Origin of the sequence: Enterovibrio litoreus, from assembly GCF_045679545.1 — a bacterium.
Lineage (GTDB): Bacteria > Pseudomonadota > Gammaproteobacteria > Enterobacterales > Vibrionaceae > Enterovibrio.
In genome coordinates, this window is the sequence record NZ_CP166195.1 from 781,773 (window position 1) to 800,504 (window position 18,732).

18 protein-coding genes are annotated in these 18,732 nt (G+C 49.6%); 12 read left to right on the forward strand and 6 right to left on the reverse strand.

Annotation, left to right across the window (positions count from 1 at the left end; genetic code table 11):
- Window positions 1-31 precede the first annotated feature (31 nt).
- The 6 genes from AB8599_RS18905 to AB8599_RS18930 all read left to right on the forward strand — a co-directional run bounded on the left by AB8599_RS18905 (window position 32) and on the right by AB8599_RS18930 (window position 7,001).
- Window positions 32-1,390 (forward strand): ABC transporter substrate-binding protein, encoded by a 1,359-nt coding sequence (locus AB8599_RS18905; RefSeq protein ID WP_407333283.1) that lies wholly within the window; start codon window positions 32-34, stop codon window positions 1,388-1,390.
- Between the two features lie 249 nt (window positions 1,391-1,639).
- Window positions 1,640-2,902 carry a carbohydrate ABC transporter permease gene (locus AB8599_RS18910; RefSeq protein ID WP_407333284.1) on the forward strand — a complete coding sequence of 421 codons (1,263 nt, stop codon included), beginning with the start codon at window positions 1,640-1,642 and terminating at the stop codon, window positions 2,900-2,902.
- On the forward strand, window positions 2,899-4,143 hold the full coding sequence (locus tag AB8599_RS18915) for a carbohydrate ABC transporter permease (RefSeq protein WP_407333285.1): 1,245 nt from the start codon (window positions 2,899-2,901) through the stop codon (window positions 4,141-4,143). The genes AB8599_RS18910 and AB8599_RS18915 overlap by 4 nt, the downstream gene beginning before the upstream one ends.
- 54 nt (window positions 4,144-4,197) lie before the next feature.
- On the forward strand, window positions 4,198-5,445 hold the full coding sequence (locus AB8599_RS18920; protein WP_407333286.1) for an MGH1-like glycoside hydrolase domain-containing protein: 1,248 nt from the start codon (window positions 4,198-4,200) through the stop codon (window positions 5,443-5,445).
- Between the two features lie 4 nt (window positions 5,446-5,449).
- Window positions 5,450-6,508, forward strand: coding sequence for an ABC transporter ATP-binding protein (locus tag AB8599_RS18925; protein WP_407333287.1), 1,059 nt, complete (start codon window positions 5,450-5,452; stop codon window positions 6,506-6,508).
- 250 nt (window positions 6,509-6,758) lie between these two features.
- Entirely contained in the window at window positions 6,759-7,001 is a 243-nt protein-coding gene (locus AB8599_RS18930) for a hypothetical protein (protein ID WP_407333288.1), read from the forward strand.
- Between the two features lie 4 nt (window positions 7,002-7,005).
- Here the strand turns inward: AB8599_RS18930 and AB8599_RS18935 are convergent, their stop codons facing one another.
- Complete coding sequence (locus tag AB8599_RS18935) at window positions 7,006-7,551, reverse strand: nucleotidyltransferase family protein (RefSeq protein ID WP_407333289.1); 546 nt, start codon at window positions 7,549-7,551, stop codon at window positions 7,006-7,008.
- Window positions 7,552-7,770: 219 nt separating this feature from the next.
- On the opposite strand from AB8599_RS18935, the gene AB8599_RS18940 reads away from it, so the two are divergent.
- Window positions 7,771-8,364: a LysE family translocator gene (locus AB8599_RS18940; protein WP_407333290.1), complete on the forward strand. Its 594-nt coding sequence runs from the start codon at window positions 7,771-7,773 to the stop codon at window positions 8,362-8,364.
- A gap of 31 nt (window positions 8,365-8,395) precedes the next feature.
- Window positions 8,396-9,217: an AraC family transcriptional regulator gene (locus AB8599_RS18945; protein WP_407333291.1), complete on the forward strand. Its 822-nt coding sequence runs from the start codon at window positions 8,396-8,398 to the stop codon at window positions 9,215-9,217.
- Between the two features lie 141 nt (window positions 9,218-9,358).
- Here the strand turns inward: AB8599_RS18945 and AB8599_RS18950 are convergent, their stop codons facing one another.
- Complete coding sequence (locus AB8599_RS18950) at window positions 9,359-10,567, reverse strand: ammonium transporter (protein ID WP_407333292.1); 1,209 nt, start codon at window positions 10,565-10,567, stop codon at window positions 9,359-9,361.
- Window positions 10,568-10,817: 250 nt separating this feature from the next.
- Window positions 10,818-11,723, reverse strand: coding sequence for an N-acetylmuramic acid 6-phosphate etherase (murQ, locus tag AB8599_RS18955; RefSeq protein ID WP_407333293.1), 906 nt, complete (start codon window positions 11,721-11,723; stop codon window positions 10,818-10,820).
- A gap of 272 nt (window positions 11,724-11,995) precedes the next feature.
- Here murQ and rlmC point away from each other — a divergent pair, with 272 nt between their 5' ends.
- The 4 genes from rlmC to AB8599_RS18975 all read left to right on the forward strand — a co-directional run bounded on the left by rlmC (window position 11,996) and on the right by AB8599_RS18975 (window position 16,610).
- On the forward strand, window positions 11,996-13,126 hold the full coding sequence (gene rlmC, locus AB8599_RS18960) for a 23S rRNA (uracil(747)-C(5))-methyltransferase RlmC (protein ID WP_407333294.1): 1,131 nt from the start codon (window positions 11,996-11,998) through the stop codon (window positions 13,124-13,126).
- Between the two features lie 234 nt (window positions 13,127-13,360).
- The gene (locus tag AB8599_RS18965; RefSeq protein ID WP_407333295.1) at window positions 13,361-14,347 is read left to right on the forward strand and encodes a glutathione S-transferase family protein; all 987 of its coding nucleotides are present in this window, start codon (window positions 13,361-13,363) and stop codon (window positions 14,345-14,347) included.
- 64 nt (window positions 14,348-14,411) lie between these two features.
- Entirely contained in the window at window positions 14,412-15,395 is a 984-nt protein-coding gene (locus AB8599_RS18970) for a glutathione S-transferase family protein (protein ID WP_407333296.1), read from the forward strand.
- Between the two features lie 45 nt (window positions 15,396-15,440).
- Entirely contained in the window at window positions 15,441-16,610 is a 1,170-nt protein-coding gene (locus AB8599_RS18975) for a questin oxidase family protein (RefSeq protein WP_407333297.1), read from the forward strand.
- A 125-nt stretch (window positions 16,611-16,735) separates the two neighbouring features.
- On the opposite strand, the gene AB8599_RS18980 is transcribed toward AB8599_RS18975, so the two are convergent.
- The 3 genes from AB8599_RS18980 to AB8599_RS18990 all read right to left on the reverse strand — a co-directional run bounded on the left by AB8599_RS18980 (window position 16,736) and on the right by AB8599_RS18990 (window position 18,714).
- Complete coding sequence (locus AB8599_RS18980; protein WP_407333298.1) at window positions 16,736-17,131, reverse strand: DUF2750 domain-containing protein; 396 nt, start codon at window positions 17,129-17,131, stop codon at window positions 16,736-16,738.
- An 81-nt stretch (window positions 17,132-17,212) separates the two neighbouring features.
- Window positions 17,213-17,974: an ABC transporter ATP-binding protein gene (locus tag AB8599_RS18985; RefSeq protein WP_407333299.1), complete on the reverse strand. Its 762-nt coding sequence runs from the start codon at window positions 17,972-17,974 to the stop codon at window positions 17,213-17,215.
- Window positions 17,971-18,714 carry an ABC transporter permease gene (locus tag AB8599_RS18990; protein WP_407333300.1) on the reverse strand — a complete coding sequence of 248 codons (744 nt, stop codon included), beginning with the start codon at window positions 18,712-18,714 and terminating at the stop codon, window positions 17,971-17,973. Before AB8599_RS18990 ends, AB8599_RS18985 begins: the two co-directional genes overlap by 4 nt.
- Between the last annotated feature and the right edge of the window lie 18 nt (window positions 18,715-18,732).

Genomic DNA, 18,732 nt, shown 5'->3' on the forward strand with positions numbered 1-18,732 from the left:
TGTGATTGATGCGCACCATAAGGAGAAAACCATGAACAATCAGCAAGCAGGTAAGCGACGTTGGCTAGCGGGTATCGTGTTGACCGCATTGTTTGGCGCTTCATCGGTGTCTGCCGATACGCTGCGATTCTGGACCACGGAAGAGCAGCCAGAACGTCTCGAACGACAAAAAGAGATGGCGCAGGATTTTGAAAAACTGTCAGGCACCAAGGTAGAAGTGATCCCTGTGACGGAAAGCGATCTGGGTACGCGAGCAACGGCGGCATTTTCTGCCGGCGATTTACCTGACGTGATTTATCACCCACTTCAATACACCTTGCCGTGGAGTGAAGCTGGTATTTTGGACGCCGACGCCGCCACGGAAGTCATTGAAGAATTGGGTGGCGATACCTTTGCGCCTGGAGCGTTGCAAATGGCCACAGTGCCTGATGGTTACGCGGCTGTGCCCGTCGATGGCTGGACGCAAATGATCGTTTACCGAAAAGATTTGTTCGACGAGAAGAAATTGGCCGCTCCTGATTCGTTCGCGAATGTGGTCGCGGCGCTAAAAGCACTTCACAACCCGCCTGAAATGTTCGGCTTTGTCGCCGCTACCAAAGTGGATGAAAACTTTATGAGCCAAGTGCTTGAGCATGTTTTCCTCGCGAACGGTGTTTCTCCTGTCAACAAAGATGGCATTCAAATGCTGGATAAGAAAAAGACCACAGAAGTGCTCGATTTCTACAAAGCAATTGCCAATGCATCGCCAGATGGCGAGTTGTATTGGAAGCAATCTCGCGAGCTTTATTTTGCAGGCAAGGCAGCCATGATCATTTGGTCTCCCTTCATTCTTGATGAGCTAGCAGGCCTGAGAGATAGCGCGCCACCGACGATCAATAGCGATCCAACCAGTCGTGAACTGGCTTCGAAAACGGGTATTGTGACACGCTTCTCTGGCCCTTCTAACCCAGATGGCGCGGCATGGGGCGATGTGCGTTATTTTGGTATCACGACAGACGCGGACATTGATAACGCCATGGCATTTGTGCGCTATTCAATGAGTGATGGTTACACCAATACCTTGGCCATCGCACCAGAAGGAAAATTCCCAGTTCGCCGTGGCGACGAAACCAACCCCACTTTGTATACCGACGCTTGGTCAAAACTGCCTGTGGGTGTCGATCGCAAAGCGCCACTTTCTGAGCTTTACGAAGCTGAAATGATTGAAGAGATAGTGAGTGGCTTGAACAACGCGCAACGTTGGGGTGTCGCAGACGGTCAGTTGGCATTGGCATCTCGTGTGATTAACAGCCAATCCATCAACCGACTGGTACGCGAATACATCGACGGAAAGCGCGATGCAACTGCCACTGTCGATGCGATGAATAAGGCGTTAGCCGAAATCCAATAATGTGATACCTGAGCCATCTCAAGAGGCGTGGCTTCCGAAGGGCGAATTTGTTGACCTCTATGCTTTGTTGGCTTCCGTGCTTTGTTGCGGACTCTCAATGTAGAGCCACTGTGTTTTCAAATCAGCGCGCGCCCGCAAGCCAACAAATTCTCACTGAACAAGCATTTTGAGGTGGCTCGGGCATATTTTCTCCTCGCACAGGCGCGGTAATCCCGCTCCTGATGGGCAGATATTATCCAAGGAATTGGGATGAGCGAACAAATCAATGCGATCAAGCCTGAACCGCCCAAGGGGGTGGGGCCACTGCAACGGCGTGAAACCCGTTTAGCGTGGGGGCTGTTATCACCCACTTTAATCTCAGTGGCCTTGGTTGTGCTGCTGCCATTGCTGACCATTTTTTGGATCAGTGTAAAACCGATACAACTCGCTGATCTGCGTCCGGTTGAACCGAATGTTTACGAGCGCTTTCGCGGTAAAGCAACCGCGGTCGGCGATGAGATTAAGATTGAATATCGCCTCACCAACCGCTCACAAGAAAAGCCAATTGACAATGTCACACTGAGAGACGTCTTGCCTGAAGGGTTAGCGGTTCAGTCTGTGCCAGAGAATTGTACGCTTGCTGCACGTGAACTGAATTGTGAGCTGGGTAACTGGACGCCGGGTTACAAAGAGAGATTCCAGATCCCCGTCGTGGTTGAAGAGGCTTATCTTGCCAACCCTGTTGGGATGCGTGATTACCCAGCCGAAATGACGGGGGTGAGCAGCTCAGACTTATTCAACGCCAATTTTACGCTAGATAACTTCGTCAAAGTGTTTGATAGCGAAGAATTTGCTGAAGTGCTGTGGGTGACCATTTTTTACACCGTGTTTGGCACCATAGGTGCGCTGGTTGTGGGCATGATGGCGGCGTTGTTGTTGAACAAAACCTTTAAAGGCCAAGGTATTATTCGCGGCTTAATGCTGTTCCCGTATGTCGCTCCCGTGATAGCGGTGGCGTTTACTTGGGTGACTTTGTTTGATCCTTTTTCGGGTTCCGCTAATGCGCTGTTGATTCAGATGGGAGCGATCAGTGCGCCGATCAATTTCTTCGGTGAAAAGCCCCTCGCGCTGATTAGCGTCACCGTGTTTGAGATTTGGCGTTACTTCCCCCTTTCTTTCTTGTTCATTTTGGCGCGAATGCAATCCATTGACGCCGATATGTATGAAGCCGCACGCATGGATGGCGCATCACCGTTCCAGCAATTCTGGTATCTGTCTATTCCGCAGCTACTGGGTATTTTGTCTGTGCTTTTCTTGTTGCGCTTTATTTGGACTTTCAACAAATTTGACGACATTTTCCTGCTCACTGGCGGTAATGCAGGCACACGTACTCTTACCGTGAACGTGTATGAGCAAGCTTTTGCCTTGTCGAATATTGGCGCGGGCGCCGCGGTTGCTGTGGTGATCTTCGCGTGCTTGTTGATTTTCTCGTTCTTGTTTTTCCGTTATGTCAGCAGGGAGGAGGGGTTATGAGAACCGTTACCGAACACATTTGGTATCGCCAATCTGATTTCTTGTGCGCCATGATCGGCGCTGCGTGGGGCGCGAGTTCAGCCGTTACGGTTACTGTAGCTCTCGCACTGATGACAGGCGCAGCCGTCGCACCCGTGATGATGGCTTCGCTCATCGCTGGGGCCGTTGCGGCAGTGTATATACTGCGAATGCAGCATCACCTTGAAGGAACAGCGCTGGTGGTCAGTGGCACAACAGTGTTCTTGCTACTGTTTCTGGTCATGACAGGGTTAGAGCCGTTTTCTTTGCCATTGGAAGTGCATACGTTGTCCCAAGCGGTCGCTTTTGTGGTTATGGCATTGTTCACCGTTTGGCCGCTATCACGCATGTTGGTTGATGCGCCACAAGGGTGGCTGGACCGCCATGAGTTTGAAGGCGCGATCATCAATTTCCTTTACTGGTTTGGCTATCTGTTCTTCATCATTATTGTGGCAGTGCCGTTTTATGTGATGGTGATGACTAGCCTCAAAAGTCAGCAAGCCTTGCTCGCTAATCCGCTTGATTTCAGTCTCGACCTCGACAAAGGGTTTGGCTTGTTTCGTTCCTACACCGAATTGTTCGAGCAGTTTAACTTCGGGGAATATCTACTGACGTCCTTTGGCGTTTCCGTCGCGACGGTGATTGTTACTTTGTTGTTCAGTGTACCGGGCGCGTATGCCGTCGCACGTTTACGTTTTCGCGGGCAAGCGGCAATGTCCCGTTCCATTTTGCTGATTTATATGGTGCCAATGATCGTACTGGCGCTGCCGATTTACATCGGATTCAGCATGCTTGGCCTGCGCAATTCGCTGTTTGGCATTTTGCTTATCTACCCCGTGACCACCATCCCAGTTGCGCTTTATATGCTGCAAGGTTACTTCCGTGGTTTGCCCGCCGAAGTGGAAGAAGCGGGGCTGATGGATGGGCTCTCTCGGTTGAAAGTGATTTGGAAGATCACCTTACCGCTTAGCCTGCCTGCCATGGCCTCGGTGTCGCTTTACGTGTTCATGATTGCGTGGAACGAGTTCCTGCTCGCTTTCATGTTGTTGGACGACCCGTCGAAATTCACCCTGACTCGCGGCGTCGCCATGCTCAATAGCTCCGAGATCCCAAGGCAGCACTTAATGGCTGGGGCCGTGATTGCCACTGTGCCCATCATGCTAATTTTCCTTGGGCTTGAACGCTTTATGGTGAAAGGCCTGACTGCCGGATCGGTGAAGTAGCGGCGTGGATGAACAAATGAAAAATGCAGAGACGAACTGTTTAGGGAAGCGATGATGGAAAAGTTAGATCAACAAGCTATCGATATATTGAAAGACAATGATCGTGGCGGTTACACAATACCAACGGCGGGGCTTTACCCGTATCAGTGGAACTGGGACAGTGCTTTTGCTGCACTCGGGTTCGCAACCTTTGATTTACCGCGAGCATGGTTAGAAATCGAAACCCTGTTTACGGCGCAATGGCAAAACGGCATGGTGCCGCACATTGTGTTCCATCAGCCCGATGAAGGCTACTTCCCCGGCCCCGATGTGTGGCAGGGAAAAGGGCCGATTGCCTCATCGGGGATCAGCCAACCACCGCTGATAGCAACCTTTGCCAGAAAAATTTACCAGCGCGATACCGTCTTGGGCGAAGAGAAGCTCAGAAAACTCTATCCTGCATTGGTGAAATGGCACCGTTGGTACATGGACTGTCGTGGTGAGTCTGGCGCGATTGCAAGCACGCACCCGTGGGAAAGTGGCCGAGACAATGCACCGGATTGGGATGAAGCCTCAGAAGCGATTGATACCTCCGCTGTCGGTGAGTACAAACGTCGTGATACGTCACACGTCGATGCTTCCATGCGCCCGACCAAGCTTGATTACGATCGCTATCTTGCGCTGCTGTATTTTGGGCGAGACTCGGGCTGGGATGAGGAAGAAATTGCCAATAATGGGCCACTGCGTGTCGCAGACCCAACTCTGACATTCACATTGCTTCGCGGTCATCGTGATCTGGCCGAAATAGGCAAAATGCTCGGTGAAGATGTCAGTGAAGTGGAAACATGGATTGCAACGCTAGAACAAGGCTGCATGCAGCTTTGGAACGAAGAAATGAAAGCGTTCGACAGTGTCAATCTTCGCAATGGCAAGTTCGCAGGCAGTTTATCGAATGCCTCCTTTCTTTGCTGGTATGCAGGCATTGAAAGCCCCGGTATGGTTGAACACCTTGAGCGCTTGTTGGCGAGCGGACATTACATTGTGCCGAGCTATGACCCCGCGGGTGATAAATACGATGCTATGCGTTACTGGCGCGGCCCTGTTTGGGGGATCATGAACGCATTGATTGGCTGGGGGCTGGAAGATCAAGGCCATGTCGTCTTGGCGCGTGCGGTGCGGCAGCAAACCGCAGGGCTGATATCGAATTTTGGATTTGCAGAATATTTCAACGCAGACGATGGAACATCGGCGGGCGGTGGTCATTTCACATGGACAGCATCAGTGTGGTTGTCATGGTCGTTGTCAGACATAGCAGGAGGCTAGGAACATGGGATCGATTCAACTCAATCGTGTTGAAAAGTGGTATGGCAACACGCAAGTGATCAAAGGTATCGATTTGTCAGTTGAAGAGGGCGAACTCGTCATTTTCGTTGGGCCATCAGGGTGTGGTAAATCAACCTTATTGCGCATGATCGCTGGGCTTGAAGAAACCAGCCGCGGGCAGATTTTGATAGATGATATTGATATGACCGATCAGCCCCCCGCGAAACGTGGCCTCACTATGGTGTTTCAAAGTTATGCATTGTATCCGCACATGACGGTGCGTGAGAACATGGGCTTTAGCTTGAAAACGCAGGGGCGTCCTCAAGCAGAAATCGATGAAAAAGTGAATTACGCCGCGCAAGTGCTGAAGTTAGATACGTACTTAGATCGGCGTCCACGCAATTTATCGGGCGGTCAACGTCAGCGCGTTGCGATTGGTCGTTCCATTGTGCGCGATCCCACCGCGTTTTTGTTCGACGAACCTCTGTCTAACCTTGATGCCTCCTTGCGTGTTGAAATGCGTTATGAAATCGCCAAGCTGCACCAATCACTGAAATCCACCATGATTTACGTGACCCACGACCAGGTTGAAGCGATGACGCTTGCCGACAAGATTGTGGTGTTGCAAGGCGGAATCATTGAACAGGTGGGCAGCCCAAAAACCTTGTACAACCACCCTGAAAACCTGTTTGTGGCGCAGTTTATTGGTAGTCCAAAAATGAATGTGATGCCGTGCATGACAGAAGGCGATAAGTATGTGCTTGCGGGTGGTAGCGAAGGCGGTGCGTATCCTTATGGGCGTGAAGCAACGCAAATCGGTGTTCGACCTGAAGCCATTGATCTGGTGTCTCCGGAAAAAGGTGACTGCCAAGGCATTATTGATGTGACTGAATACCTAGGTGCGGATATCTATCTCGTTGTTGATTGCGGCGAATTGGGCAAATTGACCGTTCGCACTGACGGAGAGAGTGAAGTTGCAGCGGGAGATCATGTTGGTCTTCAGTTCCACGCCAACAAGCTTCACTTTTTTGATGCAAACGGGCTTTCTGTTTCTGCGTCGTGATCTTCTGCGCTAACGCCTTTCGAGTTGGCATTAGCGCGAACATTCTCCTTTGATAACAGTCCTGCTCTTACGGTTCTGATATCTGTACCCGGCATTTCCTCCTTGGATGCCGGGATTTTTTTGCTTCTTGAAGCGATATCATTGAGAACAACGCGACATCTCACTTCATGAACACATTTATCAGCATGAATTGAATAACATTTCTCGCAGTCAGTGAATCTGCTGGCAGACAATAGAGAAAGGAAATTCAATGAATGCAAAATATCTAAAAAAATATACAAACCTAGCAGGGAGTCTGAGCTTGGCGTTTCTCTCTGCGTCAGTCATAGCAGGAAACTACACGCCAAAAGACTTTCCTGATGGTCAGTTGCCAAGTAATGACCCTAATATTACGTTTACCACCTACGACGCAAACTGGGTGTCTGAAATCAAACTTCCTATCGCCCCGCAGGATCATGCCCTCCCTGAAATTTGGGAGGGTGTTTGTAGCTAAACCCTCAGGTACTTTTATCAAGCATGAGTTTTGGCCAAAGTGTCAGCCAGTTTTTACTTTTAATTCTGTGTTTGGAAATCGTGATGTCCCGTTTGGGGTTCGGCGTGATCCGCAAGGCAAAAAGAGACTCAAACCCGAATGCAGATATACATTCCATTTCATTTTGCGGTGAAAGTCTGGCAGCGACTGCCGTTTCTTTTTCTGGCCAATAGCTCATGGCATCAATCACATCTCGATAGACGGGATCCCCATTTCTTACATGCATGTTGGCTTGATTGCGCACCTGCCAGTTCAGCGATGGCATAAGCGCGTGTAGCTGAGCTTCATAAGCAAGATAGGTGCTGTCGTCAGGTTCGTGCGGATCGAAATAGATGAGGTCCACATCATTAAGTGGCGTAGGCACCGGCTTCTCATGCAAATGATCCCAAACCAGATTTCGAACAAACCCTGCAGCGAGGTAACACTGTGACAACCCCAAGCTTTGGGCTGTTTGGAGTGCGCGCATTCTGTCTGGATCTTGCTCTAACAAGGCAATAATAGTGGTTTGCATGGTAATAAAACGAGAAGGGATGTTTCGGAAATCTTATCATATCGGAGTGACGAGCAATGGGTGAGAAGATGAATTTCCAGCTCTGATAAGTCAGTCAGGATGCATGGCACTCTGCGTTAGCTCTATTTGTGGCCTCAGTAAATGATCATCCCTGCAATATCGTTCAATACCTTTTCTGCGCTATCGAATATTCTCTGTTCGTTGAAAAGGGAGCAGTACATGGGAAGTGTGATTTTAGCGATGGCGACTTTCGCCTTTGTGGGGGCCGTAACACCGGGGCCTGTGAATATTCTGGCCACCAGCACAGCGGTAAACGCGGGCGTGAAGGAAGCTGCAAAACATGTCTTGGGCGCTTCGTTGGCCTATGCCTTTGTGGTGTATCTGTCGGGGAACGTGATGCAGGGGTTGCTGCACGTTTTACCTAAACTTGAAGCGGTCATGCAGGTCGTTGGCAGCCTGTATCTTTTTTACTTAGCCTATAAAATTTTCACTGCACCAGTGACAAGAATAGCGGCTTCACATACGGCGCGATCGGGACTGTGGACAGGTTCATTGACACAACTTCTCAACCCCAAAGCGTGGTTAGTTGCTATGTCAGGAATCAGTTTGTTTGTGTTTGGACGTGGTGATGAAAACCTATATTTGCTGATTTTTACCAGCGTCTCATTGGTACTGTGTTTAATTGGCGTGGGTGTGTGGGCTGTGCTGGGCACTGTGCTTGCAAGCCGTCTCGAGAATCCAAGGCAACAACGTCAGTTTAATCGTGTGATGGGTGTGTTGTTGGCCGTTTCTGTGCTAATGATATGGATCTAAGTGATAACGGCAAACAGGCAAGAGGATTGCGATGAAAAAGGACGGGAGTGCCAGCTTCAAACAAAGCACTGTGTTGCCTTGGGTTGAACTGCGAGTCGCCAACCAAAGTCATGCCTGTTATGACGCGCATTCTCACGATGAGTTTTCGTTTGGCATCATTAATCAAGGCCATGCGTACTATCGAAATCGTCAGAAAACCCACCCTATTGGCGAAGGTGATGTGGTGACGATTAACCCCGCGGATGTCCATGCGTGTAACCCCAATGCGGGTACGTGGTCTTACAGCATGTTGTTTGTTGATACGTTAAAGATGGGCGATGTGCAGCGAGATGTCCTTCAACGCGGTAGCAATGATTACACGCCATTTTTGAACGACTTGGAACGAAGTCCTTTCATCAAACAGCGCTTTCAAGCTCTTTTCGATGCGCTTCAAGCGGATTCCAGTGCACTGCAGGCGCAGGTCTGTTTGTACGACTTCATCGAAGTGATGCTCGGGAAGCAATCCCACGATCACATTGGGAAAATGGCCCAGCAACCGTATTTGACTCACATTCGTGAAAAGATGCTCGATGACATTGATCATGCCCATCAACTGGATGAGCTTGCTGAAGAGGCGGGGATGAGTCGCTATCAGCTACTTCGGGCATTCAAAAGTCAATTTGGTTTGCCGCCTCACGCTTATTTGATGGATGAGAAAATTAAGCGCGCCAAAGTGATGCTGAAATCTGGCAAAGACATCTCAGACGTTGCGCTGCAGCTTGGTTTTTCTGATCAAGCCCATTTCCAGCGCCAATTCAAAAAGAAACTCGCCGTCACACCGAAGTTTTATCAATCACACTTTTTACAGAAATAGCTCACTACACAGTCGTTTGTTTCTTGTTTCTTGTTTCTTGTTTCTTGTTTTTACTCCACTTCAGGGTGTTCTCAGCGACAAAAAAAAGCCCATCTCACAGGCAGAGATGGGCTTTTCAAACTGCTTCAGCAAGGTGCGTGATTAGTCTTCTGACGTCGAGGCGATTTTGTGAATCGCCAAGTCTGCGCCGTTGTACTCTTCTTCTTCCGTCATACGAATGCCTGCGGCTTTATCGACGGCGGTGTAGACAATCCACCCGCCCACGAAGGCCACCACAACACCTGCAATGGTGCCGATGAGCTGAGAGATGAAGCTCACGCCGCCCAAACCGCCCAGTGCTTCTAAGCCGAAAATACCGGCGGCGAGACCACCCCAAACACCACATACGCCGTGCAACGGCCAAACACCCAAAACATCATCAATTTTCAAACGGTTCTGGGTCAAGGTGAATAACCAAACGAACAAGGCGCCAGCAACACCACCGGTGACGAGTGCACCAATTGGGTGCATCAGGTCAGAGCCCGCACACACAGCGACAAGACCAGCAAGGGGACCATTGTGTAGGAAGCCGGGGTCATTTTTACCCACGATGAGCGATGCGACGATACCGCCAACCATCGCCATTAAAGTATTCACTGCGACTAATCCGCTAATGCCATCCAGCGTTTGTGCAGACATGACGTTAAAGCCGAACCAACCAATGGTGAGGATCCATGCGCCAAGTGCAAGAAACGGAATGTTTGATGGTGCGAAAGCGATAAGTTTACCGCCACGGTAGCGGCCTTTGCGCACGCCAAGGATCATAACGGCAGCAAGGGCAATCCAGCCGCCGACAGCATGCACAACAACAGAACCTGCAAAGTCATGAAAAGGCGCACCGAACGAGGCGTCTAGCCAATCTTGGAAGCCGAAGTTACCGTTCCAAATTAAGCCTTCAAAGAACGGATAAACAAAAGCCACGATGGCCGCAGCGGCAATTAACATAGGGGTGAACTTCGCACGCTCTGCCACGCCACCGGAGATAATGGCGGGAATAGCGGCGGCAAATGTCATCAAGAAAAAGAACTTAACGAGTTCATAACCGTTGTTGGCGGAGAGTGTTTCTGCGCTGCTAAAAAAGGTGGTGTCATAGGCTACCCAGTAGCCAATAAAGAAGTATGCAAGCGCTGAGAAACCAAAGTCTGACATGATTTTGACCAAGGCATTCACTTGGTTACGGTGTCTGACAGTGCCGACTTCCAAAAAGGCAAAGCCTGCGTGCATGGCGAGTACCATGATGGCACCCATCAAGATAAATAGCGTGTTCGCGCTTTCTGTTAGCGTTTGAATCGCGCTGCTGATGTTTTCCACGTTGTTTTTCCTCTACTTCCATGAGAACAAATTTCCATTGAGGGCAACAAAGCACAAAGCATGCCTGATTGTTCCAATAGGGGGCAGAGGAGCGCCAAGTGAGTGCGGTTTTTCTATAACATACTGAAATAATGCTATTTAGTTCTGCACTAAAAAGGAATGATTCAATAGTTGGCATAACAGCTTTGAAACGTGTCGCTTCAAAGCTGTGCAGAAATAGTGCGAGAGCGCACTAAAAGAGTGCAGCTATTTATTGGTGTTTGTTCAAAGCGTTGCGGATAAAGTCATGATGTTGCTCCAATCGTGCTTTCGCTTGTTCTGCATTAATACCTGCTAGAAGCATAAGAATGGCGGTTTTGCAGTGGCGGTTGCAGGCATTAAGCGCTGCTTCAGCCGAGTGTGAAGATTCGCCTGTTGCTTCCATGACAATGTTGACTTGGCGCTGAATCAGCTTGGCGTTGGTGGCTTCTACATCGACCATTAAGTTGCCATATACTTTGCCGCTTCGGATCATCGCGCCTGTGGTGAGCATGTTCAGGATAAGTTTTTGTGCTGTTCCTGCTTTCATGCGTGAAGATCCGGTGACAACTTCAGGGCCAACAATCGGCGTGATAGCAATATCCGCTTCATCCACCATGGCGCACTGTGGGTTACAGGCAATGGCGACCACGGTGGCACCTAATGTCTTTGCGTATGCCATGCCGCCCAATACATACGGGGTGCGTCCACTGGCTGCGATACCGACAAGTACGTCTTTGTTTGAGAGCTTAAGATCTTTTAAATCCTGCTCACCGAGTTCTGTATTGTCTTCTGCATTTTCGACCGCCTTGAGAATGGCAGGATGACCTCCTGCAATTAATCCTACGACCTGCTCAGCTTTGGTGCCAAATGTCGGAGGGCATTCGCTGGCGTCAAGGATACCTAATCGACCAGACGTGCCCGCACCCATGTAGATCAAACGTCCGCCAAGAGAAAATGCGTGAGTGATAGCATCAACCGCGAGCGCAATGGCTGGCAGTTGTGATTTGACGGCGAGTGCCACTTGTTGATCTTCCTGATTAATCACTGCCAGCATATCGAGCGTGGAAAGTGTGTCGATGTTTGCACTGGCTGGGTTACGGCTTTCTGTGACCAGCTGGGTTAAATCAATTTTCATTTTCTACGTCTCTTATGTCACTCGAGGGTAAGGCGTTTTGTCCTTCGATAGTATTCCTTATCCGCGCCAATGACCTCAAGTAAAAAGAGATTTTCTTTGGGATGTGCACCAGTGTATGTCGTCAGATTCGCTTTTGTGTCCTATGCCTGAAACGTCGGATCAAGACAGATTTATCTACGATAAAAATCATCAATTATCACGAAAAACAACGCGAATGGTGATTTTTCGTGGGAAGCATAGACTTGCATTTTTTCCGGCGGTGGTGGAACCCCATGCGTTGCAAATTCTTTGACCAGCATACGTGCCGTTCCTGTTCATTGAGAGAAATACCTTACACAGAACAGATTGCACAGAAAGACGAGGCGTTAAAAGCGTTGTTTGAACAACGAATGCCACAGCAATGGCTGTCGCCAGTGTTGAGCGATGAAATCGCCTGTCGCAACAAAGCAAAAATGGTGGTGATGGGGGCAGCACATGCGCCCGTATTGGGTATTGAAATGGCAAATGGCGAGCCTGCGAGCCTCACCAATTGCTCCCTATACACAGATGACATGACAGTGTTGCTGGATTATCTGCGTGATTGGATTCGTACCTCCGGCATTCCGCCTTATAACAAAACCAAAAAGAAAGGTGAGCTGAAGTATATTTTGCTTACTCGCGCTGAGATCAACGGTGAGTTTATGTTGCGGTTTGTGGCGCGAAGCCATGATGCCATAGCGCGCATTGAAGCCAATCTTCCCCGTTTGCAGCAGGCGTTTCCAAAGCTGCGCGTTGTGACGGTGAATATTCAGCCCGTTCACATGGCTCGCTTGGAAGGGGAAGAAGAAATTTTCCTTACGAAAGAGCAACACCTTGTTGAGCGTTTCAACAATGTGCCTTTAGTGATCCGTCCAAAAAGCTTTTTCCAGACCAACCCGAAAGTGGCCGCTCAGTTGTACGCGACCGCGCGTGATTGGGTTAAAGAGATCGCGCCGACGCGTATGTGGGATCTTTTCTGTGGTGTCGGTGGTTTTGCGCTGCATTGCGCCAGTGCAACTAACGCGGTGACAGGCATTGAGATTGAACCTGAAGCGATTGCGAGCGCCAAACGCTCTGCGGATGAAATGGGGATCACGAACCTTGATTTCGATGCCTTGGATTCCACTAAGTTTTCGCTAGGACAAGACAGCGCCCCCGAATTAGTGCTAGTGAACCCGCCTCGCCGTGGCTTGGGTAAAGAGCTCGCGGCGCAGCTTTCAGAGTTGGCACCGAAACACATGATTTATTCCAGCTGTAACCCTGACACGCTGCGAACCGATCTCGATGTCTTGCAGAACTATGTCGTTCAACGCTTGCAATGGTTTGATATGTTCCCCCATACCGACCATGCCGAAGTGATGGTGCTACTGAAACGATCGGCTTAAGGGGGGCAAAAAAGAGGCAAGTCAGTGGCTTGTCTCTGCTCTCACGACTTAGCTTCTCTTCTCTTCTCTTCTCTTCCCTTCTCTTCTCGTAATACTCCTATCTCATGTCTTGTCTCGTTTCGCCCCCTTTGTTCCCATATAGAGAACAATCATTTCGCATTACCTCTGTTTATTCACCCGTAGAGGTCGATTATTGTTTGTTCATCGAAAGTTGATGGCAAAGGATGACAGGTAATGGGCTTATTAGTAGATGGAAAGTGGCGAACCGATTGGTATGACACCAGCAAGACAGGCGGACGTTTTACCCGGAAAGCACCCAGTTTTCGTCACTGGATAACCCAAGATGGCGGCGCAGGGCCAAGCGGTGATGCGGGGTTTAACGCTGAACCGGGCAGATACCATCTGTATGTGTCACTGGCTTGTCCTTGGGCGCATCGGACGTTGATTTTTCGTGCGTTAAAAGGGCTCGAAGACATGATCTCCGTGTCGGTTGTTAATGCCTTTATGGGCGATGACGGTTGGACGTTTATGCCTGGCGATGATGTGGTGCCAGATAGCGTGAACGGTAAAACGCATTTGCATCAAATCTATACCGAGGCGATGAGCGATTACACCGGACGTGTCACTGTGCCTGTGCTGTGGGATAAGAAAACTCACACCATTGTGAGCAATGAATCGGCGGAAATCATTCGCATGTTGAACAGCGCATTTGATGAAGTGGGCGCAAAGCCAGGTGATTACTACCCGACGGCGCTACGCGAAGCCATTGATGAGGTGAACGATTATGTGTACCCAAACATCAACAATGGTGTGTATCGCGCTGGGTTTGCGACCACTCAAGCAGCGTATGACGAAGCGGTAGATGACGTGTTTGATGCACTTGATGCATTGGAAGTGAAACTCGCCACACAGCGCTATTTGCTGGGTGATGCATTAACCGAGGCCGATTGGCGTTTGTTCACCACCTTGATTCGGTTTGATGCCGTTTATGTTGGGCATTTCAAATGCAGTCGCCGTCGTATTGTCGATTACCCAAATTTGTTTGGATACCTGCGCGAGCTTTATCAAATGCCGGGTATTGCTGACACGGTTCATATCGACCATATCAAGGCGCATTACTACGGTAGCCACGAAACGGTGAACCCGACACGCATTGTGCCGATTGGCCCAGCGTTGGATTTTGTGACGCCACATGGGCGAGAGCAGATTGGCAACCAATGATATGCACCAGCACTGAGAAGCAATGCTGAGAAGCAATGCTGAGAAGCAATAAAGGAATGAAGGAATGGGAAAATTAGTTGAAGGACGCTGGCTCACCGACGATGCATTGCTTGAGTTGGAGACCAAAGAATATGAAAAGGCCAATGGCCGATTTCAACGCGGCACGGCGAAATTTCGCTCGTGGGTAACGGAAACGGGAGAGGCGGGCATAAGCGGTGATTCAGGCTTTAAAGCAGAAGCGGGTCGCTACCATTTGTTCGCGGCGTTGAATTGCCCTTGGGCGCATCGCACCTTGATTTATCGCAACGTGAAGCAATTGCAGAATGTGGTCGGGTTGTCGCTGGTTGCGCCGCTTCGCACCGATCAAGGTTGGGTGTTTGATAAAAGTACGCCGAGATTTACTGATGAGCTGTTTGGGCTCGATGCGATGCATCAGCTTTACGTGAAATCCAATCCCGATTTTACAGGCCGCGTGACGGTACCTGTGCTGTGGGACAAGAAAACACAGACCATCGTGAGTAATGAGTCGTCTGAGATTATCCGTATGTTCAACAGTGCGTTTAACGAGGTGACAAGTGATAAACAAAATTTCTATCCGTCTAAATTGGCGCACCGCATTGATGCGATGAACGAGTGGGTTTTCAACACCGTGAATAATGGCGTGTACAAAGCGGGCTTTGCCAGAACACAAGAGGCGTATACGGAAGCGGTGACGACATTGTTTGCGTCGTTGGAGGAAATAGAAACCCGTTTAGGGAATCACAAGTATTTGCTGGGGAGGAAGATCACTGAAGCAGATTGGCGATTACTGCCGACGCTGGTGCGTTTTGATGTGGGTTACTTCACCGCGTTCAAATGTAACCTGAAAGCGCTTAGAGATTACCCGAATATTTCGGCGTATTTGAAAGATTTGGTTCGACAGCCGGGCGTGCGAGACACCATTGATCTGGATGTGTATCGCCGCGGCTACCACTCAAAAAGTCCGTTGCGAAATCCGCACGGCATTGTACCTGTCGCACCAGATGTGGATTTTTTAGACGCATCTTAGGTCGGCACAGCAACAAACACATTATCAACGCAAGGAGGAGTCACCATGTTATTTAATCCATCGAATACTGCGACACGACAATTCAACGCAGCTGCTGACATATCTGCGTTGGTAAATGATGAAATGCTGAAAGACAGCGCGTTTCACCCCAACCTTGGTGGTGTGACAAAAGGCGGGATGGCGAATCATTACCCGATGACCATTATGTCGTTGCAAGCACTGGGTGCCAGTGATGAAAACATCAGGGATTTTCGTGCGTCGTGGCCGCGTTATCGCTCAAAAATTACTGACGATCTTCGTCTTCGTGACAAGGGTGTGGTGACACAAGAAAACTGGCCTGATTATGTAGGACAAGCAAACCTGCTGGCAGATTTTCAGCGTGTGTTTTTCGACGGTTTACAAGCAACGGACGATCAAAATGCGTACATCATGTCTGCGCTCGATAAGCTGCAATATGCGCTGCCGATGGGGCTGTTTCACCCCTTGATCAGATTAAGCTTTGCCATGATGCATGGCGATAAAGGGTTGATCGCTGATGCACTGGCGTATTGGGCAATCCGCTATGAAGATCTGTATAAACGCATGTTGCCGCCGCGCACGGATTTCACCAATATCTCGGTCAGCGCCGAAGACAATTGGGCGACATTACATGCTGCGAAACCCGAGCTGAATTTTCGAGGTGGTAGCCTGAATGTGTGCGAGCGTTTGTGTTCTGAGCCTGCGCTTCACGATATCGCCGTGGCGGAGAATTTCTTTATCACTGAAGAAAATCTCGAGCTGAAAATTCAAGAAATCGGTGATCGTGCTATTGGCTTGTACCTGTTTGAACCCGCACTCACGACCTTACATGGCGTGACGGCGTTTCAAGCGCTGGTGGACATTTCCCAGACAGTGCTTGGTGACAGTGACAGATTCCGCCCGTTGTTAGCTGAACTTTGGCAACGTTACTGGATTTGGTTGACGGCGCTATATATTGAAAAAGGCGTTCCAGAGGCCTTGCCAAGTGTTGCTGAAGAAGCACGAAATGACGTTGATGCTTTTGCATGGGAAGACATTGCCAGTGCCATAGTGAAAGTGCCAGAAGTGCATGCCATTAAAATGGTGTTTAGCTGCAAATGGCTATTTGAGAACCTTGATGCAAACCCGCGATACAAAGCGGCAGCCATCAATGTACTTAGCCAGCATCTCAATGTGAAGCCAGTGAGACTGAGCTAAATTCGGTTTTTTTTCAGAGCGACAAAAAAAGAGCGGGCATTGCCCGCTCTCTCTCTGCTTATTCTTTACTCTTCGTCATTCTGCATCAACACCAGCATGCTGTGATTGGCGCGACGGCTGAAGACTTAGCGCTTTTGCTTTTTCGCCAGACTCGTCAGATCAAAATCAAACTCATCAGGGAACAGCACGACACCTTCTAAGTCGATGTTTGGGAAAGCGACGATAGAAAGCTCATCGTCCAGCAGCCCGTTTGTCCAACGGCTATGCCACTTGTTCAGGCCAATGGCCTCAGGTTTACAGTGTTCCCACTCACCAGTTGCCCACTCTTGCGCAAACTCTTCGTTTGGCCAAACGGGAACGCAATCTTCTTCTTCGGTATTGAGCATGACGCAGCCGTGCTCGTCAGTCAGTATCCAAATCTCGCGATTCTCTACGACTTCTTTCACTAAGTATTTGTAACGTTGGTCAATGTCTAGTTTGAGGATTTCTGCGATGCGCTCTTGCGTCAGCGTCTTAGCCATGTTGGATTCCACCGGGCAGTAAGAAAGCGGGCATTATACGCAACTTACACCTTGATGTGCGATGACGCTGTGCGGATTTTTTTACTCTTGTTGAGAGGGGGTATTAGCTATCAGGCCGCTGAGCAAGTTTGGATGTTCATCCATCAGCTTAGTGGTGATGTGATCGATCTGATGGCGTCCTTGTTTGTCGGCGAGTAAACGTGCGGTGGGCTGTGTTATGGGCAAGGTATGAATCACAGTGGTTGGCGAACGACTGAGGAACCAAATTTCGTCTGCCAGTGAAATGGCTTCGCGAAGATCGTGAGTGACAAACACCATGGTGGATTGATGCCTCTCCCACATTTCAAGCAATTGTTGTCTGAGCTGATCGGCGGTGGGGGCATCCAAAGAGGTAAAAGGCTCATCGAGCAACAAGAGATCAGGGTTGTAAACAAACGCCCGTGCGATGCTGACTCGCTTTTGCATTCCACCGGACAATTCGGCGGGGTAGGCGTCTTGTCTATCGAGGATACCCATGGCATCAAGGGTTTCACCGATCGCTGGGTTGTCTTTGCCACATACCAGCGCCAAATTTTCTTTCGCGGTTAGCCACGGCATAAGGCGCGGGGCTTGGAAGATATACCCAACCCTTGGTTGGGCATTTTGTAGATTTGAAAACGATATTTCATCGGGTTGTGATGTTTCAAGCCCTGCAATCATGTTCAACAAGGTGGATTTACCGCAGCCAGATGGCCCGACAATGGCGGTGATTTTCCCTGCTTTGATGTTGCCTTTCAGATCGGCAATAACCAATGCATCGTGTTTATAGCGCTTGCTTTGAATATTCAGGGCAATCGAGATCATACGCGCCCCCGCGAAACAACGCTGTCGAGCGGACGGAAGATCAGTGCTTCAAGCAGATAGATGATGGCAACAAACGCAAAGGTGTATGCGAGGATGCCGGCAATATCGAAGAACTGAAACAGGGTATGCAGCTTAAAACCAACGCCGTTGCTGCGTCCTATCAACTCGACCACGAGAACGATTTTCCAAATCAATGACAGCCCAGTTCTGGCGGATGCCATGATGTAGGGGTAAAGCTGTGGTAGGAAGACTCGAAAAAAGCGAGTAGAAGGCGGCAGTTGAAATACTCTAGCGACGTCGATCAAATCGTCATCGACCATGCGCGCGCCTTCGCGGATCATCGCGATCACAGTGGGGATTTTGTTCAATGCCACTGCAGTCACGGCAGCCGCTTCAACCAGGCCAATACTCAGATAGCACAACAAAATCGTAACCAGCGCGGGAATGTTCAAGGCGAGTATCAGTACTGGGTCTGACAGTTCATTGAGCCTTGGGAAACGCCCCATCATGATGCCAAAAATGACGCCAAGTACCATTGAAAACGCAAAGCTCAGCACTACCCGCCATAGCGTCATGCCAAGGTGATAGAGCATTTGTTCCTGTGTCAGCTCAAAAACGAAGGCATGGTAGACAGCAACAGGCGTGGGATAATCGGGATTGTTTATCCACACCGCGGACCATTGCCAGAAAATCATCAGCAATGCGGGTAACAGCAGGCGAGTGTAGTTAAGCCGAATCACGTGATGGCAGTCCCTTTA